The organism is Oleiphilus sp. HI0132, assembly GCF_001635845.1.
The window spans coordinates 1-3,756 of sequence record NZ_LWGJ01001327.1; the positions used below are offsets into that span (position 1 = coordinate 1).

At 41.4% G+C, this 3,756-nt stretch carries 6 protein-coding genes; 2 read left to right on the forward strand and 4 right to left on the reverse strand.

Features of this window, described 5'->3' with window-relative positions:
- Nucleotides 1–306: 306 nt before the first annotated feature.
- Nucleotides 307–759, reverse strand: coding sequence for a hypothetical protein (locus tag A3766_RS20235; RefSeq protein ID WP_068511205.1), 453 nt, complete (start codon nucleotides 757–759; stop codon nucleotides 307–309).
- Between the two features lie 162 nt (nucleotides 760–921).
- Between A3766_RS20235 and A3766_RS20240 the strand changes: the two genes are divergently transcribed.
- Entirely contained in the window at nucleotides 922–1,164 is a 243-nt protein-coding gene (locus A3766_RS20240) for an Arc family DNA-binding protein (RefSeq protein ID WP_068510145.1), read from the forward strand.
- Complete coding sequence (locus A3766_RS20245) at nucleotides 1,161–1,562, forward strand: type II toxin-antitoxin system VapC family toxin (protein WP_068511203.1); 402 nt, start codon at nucleotides 1,161–1,163, stop codon at nucleotides 1,560–1,562. The genes A3766_RS20240 and A3766_RS20245 overlap by 4 nt, the downstream gene beginning before the upstream one ends.
- A 78-nt stretch (nucleotides 1,563–1,640) precedes the next feature.
- Here A3766_RS20245 and A3766_RS20250 read toward each other — a convergent pair whose 3' ends face one another.
- From A3766_RS20250 to A3766_RS20260, 3 genes are all read right to left on the reverse strand, one after another.
- A complete protein-coding gene (locus A3766_RS20250) occupies nucleotides 1,641–1,961 on the reverse strand; it encodes a hypothetical protein (protein WP_068552933.1) in 321 nt (106 codons plus the stop codon).
- A 120-nt stretch (nucleotides 1,962–2,081) separates the two neighbouring features.
- A complete protein-coding gene (locus tag A3766_RS20255) occupies nucleotides 2,082–2,714 on the reverse strand; it encodes a hypothetical protein (RefSeq protein WP_068642869.1) in 633 nt (210 codons plus the stop codon).
- Between the two features lie 101 nt (nucleotides 2,715–2,815).
- Nucleotides 2,816–3,199, reverse strand: coding sequence for a tautomerase family protein (locus A3766_RS20260; protein WP_068642871.1), 384 nt, complete (start codon nucleotides 3,197–3,199; stop codon nucleotides 2,816–2,818).
- Between the last annotated feature and the right edge of the window lie 557 nt (nucleotides 3,200–3,756).

Below are 3,756 nucleotides of genomic sequence, written 5' to 3' on the forward strand. Positions count from 1 at the left end.
TGATCCACGAGCATAGACTGAAGACAGGCACCACGACGTAATAAGTAAGGTTGGATAGGTTAACGCGTCGCGTTAGCAACCCACGAATACCAGCATGATCACCGTCGAAATTACTTGCTTCATCTGATGCGTTGACGCTTCCCTAACGGGAAGAATGTTAATTAAAAAGAAAGGCTCTGGCCGAGGTTCCGGCAGGATTTTGTGCGGGCCTCTTGACGTGGGGAGTCATACCAACGCTTTTGTCGTGGGGCGCTGTAAGCGTCCAAGCCCCGCAGGGGCTGAACCACCAACTTTTTGTTAGGCAGATCATCGCACAAATTCGTAATTATGCCACTCAGGACGCTCTTCTTTTTCTAGAAACTCAACAATTGAACTCTTCGCAATATCTGTAGCAATACAGTACTTTTCGTGCAGTGGCTCACTCTCTCCGAAAGAGATTTCCTTTCGATCAGCTACTGAAATATTTTCATTTCGAGAATCACTTAAAGCACGAAATTCACTAGCATTTTCATCATAAAATATGAGGCCAGATATTTCGTCACTCCATTCTAGAGCGAAGTAAACACGAATATAGTTTCTGGCACCAAAAATGAATCTTTGCCACCAAGGCCTTAAACCATCGTCAGCTGCCAGCAATATCTTTCCTGATTTCGAATTTAGCGCATTCCGCAGTGCTTCTCTTGTCTCGGAGAAGTTCTCAAATTCTAATTCCTTACCGTCTAAGGTAAGAAAATATTTAGTGTGAGATTCCAAATTCATTTTATTGCCTAACGCCCGCCTCAACGAGCAAATTTTGCTGGCGGCAGTTTTGCCGCGCAGCGCAAAAGTGGTGACAGAAAAATTTGTCCGTTGGAGGCGCTTGTTAAAATCATTTATTTATGCAACCATAATGAAACCATATTGCAACCATGAGTGTTTTTTATGCCCGCAATTACAGTGAAGAATATACCAGACATTTTATACAGCCAGCTAAAACAATCTGCTGAAGCACACCACAGAAGTATAAATAGTGAGCTTATTGTATGCCTAGAGAAGGTTTTGAGACCACAAAAAATAGATAAAGACCAACTTTTAATGAATGCACGAACAATGAGGCAAAAACTAAAAGGTTTGAAAGTTACTGAGGAAGATTTAACTAAAGCCAAAGCTGAAGGCAGAGAATGATTGTAGCTGACACTAATACAATAGCTTACTTATATTTACCCTCTGACTATAGCGAATACGTAGAAGCCTTGCTATTGAAAGACCCAGATTGGATTGCCCCTATATTATGGCGCAGTGAGTTACGAAACATCTTAGCTTTGTACCTTAGAAAAGAGCTTATTTCTATGGAGGATGCCTTAGAAATACAACAACAAGCTGAGAATTTACTCAAAGACAATGAATATACCGTAAATTCTTTCGAAGTATTAAATACTGCAAATGAATCAGGTTGTTCTGCTTATGACTCTGAGTTTATTTGCTTGGCAAAGAGCCAAAACTGCAAACTAGTGACTGCTGACAAAAAAATACTAAAGCAATTTCCAGACATAGCGATATCTGCCAGAGAGTACGTTGCTTAGAAATTTTAACGCCGCCAGCAACGGCGAGCGAAGCGAGTCCAGCCCACGGCCCTTTGTGGGCGATGTTGGCTGGCCTGGTTATATTTTTCTTTCAATGATGAACCCTGACTCGTCACCACAATGAATATAAATTTCACCGTCACCTTGTAAAGGAGTAGGAAATTCAATTTTACCCCGACCACAAAGGTCATCACCCTCGCAAGTGCCTTGCCAGCTAAACTCAAGATAAGGTGTTCGGTGAGATACCCTAACATCGAGCCACCCTTTTACAGCACCAAAAACGAACTGGCCTAATCCATCTTCAGTAAACTCAAAATAACCGGGTTCATCGAGGTCAACGTAGTCTTGAGGCCAAGTTGTCATTGACTTAATTTTCCATCGGCCTACAAAATCGTGCACTGAATTCTCCCTGAAATATAACGCCCAGCTCACCGCGCGTAGTAATGTTGGCGACTTTGCTGCGTGTTTTTGCAGGAAAGGTGCAAACATTACGGAGTCCGGTGGAGCTGTTTGTTATGCTTAGTTGAAGATTATTTCCGTGGACTCAATATCGCACGATTGTGATTCAGTTAAACATATTTTATAAAAAATATGAGCTGACTTAGGAATTATGTCAAAAAAGTTTGTTAGATCTACGATATGGTCTTTGAAACCTTCTGGGTGATCCAGAGGTAAACTAAGGCAATTAAACGTGTTGTCATTATTATAAACACATTGAAAACTAGCGTATTGACTACAGCCATACTCCTGACTTGCACTAGATGGCGTTTTGCATTGCATTGAAAAAAGCAATTCATCTTCATTAGTATCTAATATATTATTTGCGCTTAAATAAACGTTACTATCATATATAAATGAGCCAGATGCTGGATTCCCCTCTTTATCATAAACGTAAGCAGTCCACCAAATACTAAGAGTATGACTTACATCAAATTCATTCTCTGGAACCCCTGAACGGATGTTTGCAGTACTTGGCTCCAAGGGTGCCCCCAAAAACTTAAGTAAAAGATTATCTTCTTGCCCTAAATCGGTAGACTCGTTACGTTCTAATTGTCCAGATGAGGTTTCATTAGCGCCTGACCCCCCTCCGCCACAAGCAACTAAAAGAGATGTGGTTATTAAAATTGGTAATACTTTTATTGAGTTTTTCATATACCCTCCTTGGTGGGTTGTAAATAGCATAACGCCAACATTTTAGGTAGGTTTGTGGAGCGGCGAAGCCGTGGAGCAAAGCTATCCTAAACATGTTCTTGTTACACGTTGATGTTGTAGTTCAATTTGGCTTCATCGCCGGTTATGCCGCGAAAACCCCAGCAATGAGCTGGCTGCTCTTTGATAGTTATTTCAATATCTACAGGTGAAATACCTAATTGTCTTTCAATTTCTGTAAATAGAGACTTTATCAGTGCTTTTTGGGTCTCTTTTTCACGCCCTTCCATCATATTAATTTCTATTACCGTATAAGCTTCAGAACGCCCACCAGGGTAATAAAAATCTTCTTTATCCATTGGCACAAAACGATGAGCACGCTTATCTTCTGGCATGCCCAATATTGATTGCATACAGCCATGAATGACTTGAGATAGATTAGATTTAATTGGATTTAAGTGTTCGTTAATTCCATAAACGATGATCATTATGATTCCATTTCAAACGTGTAACGCCGTGCTTTGCGGCGAGCGGCGCGTAGCAGAGCGAGTCCAGCCCACGGGTGTTTTCCGTGGGCGATGCAAGAGCACTTGGTTATGTGGTGAACCCTTGCAAACCACCAAAGCCCCTGAGTGGAGCGAGAGCGGAACCTAAGCCAGCCAAGCTGCGCGCTAAAATTAATAACGACCCGATTTTACCGAGCCAACTAACAGCACACCACGATAAAAACACAAAACTGTGATGATGCCTTTAATTTACTATTGGCACCGGATTAACACTGTGGTGTGCCACAAACCACGAAAACTTAAACGGTGGAATGCTTAAAAAGAAACGAGGCATCCCAGCCAAATATTGAGCCATTAACTAAAATGGCTGAAACATATAACGCCAAGCTAAGAGGCGCGCATTTATGCGCGTCCTTGCTTGAGCGCCTGGTTATATGCTTTTTAATTGGTTAAACCTAATGCCCAAAAACAAACCGACGAATGCTGCTAAGCAATAATAAATAAGCCTAGGAACATCATTAATTACGTCGTTTAGATCA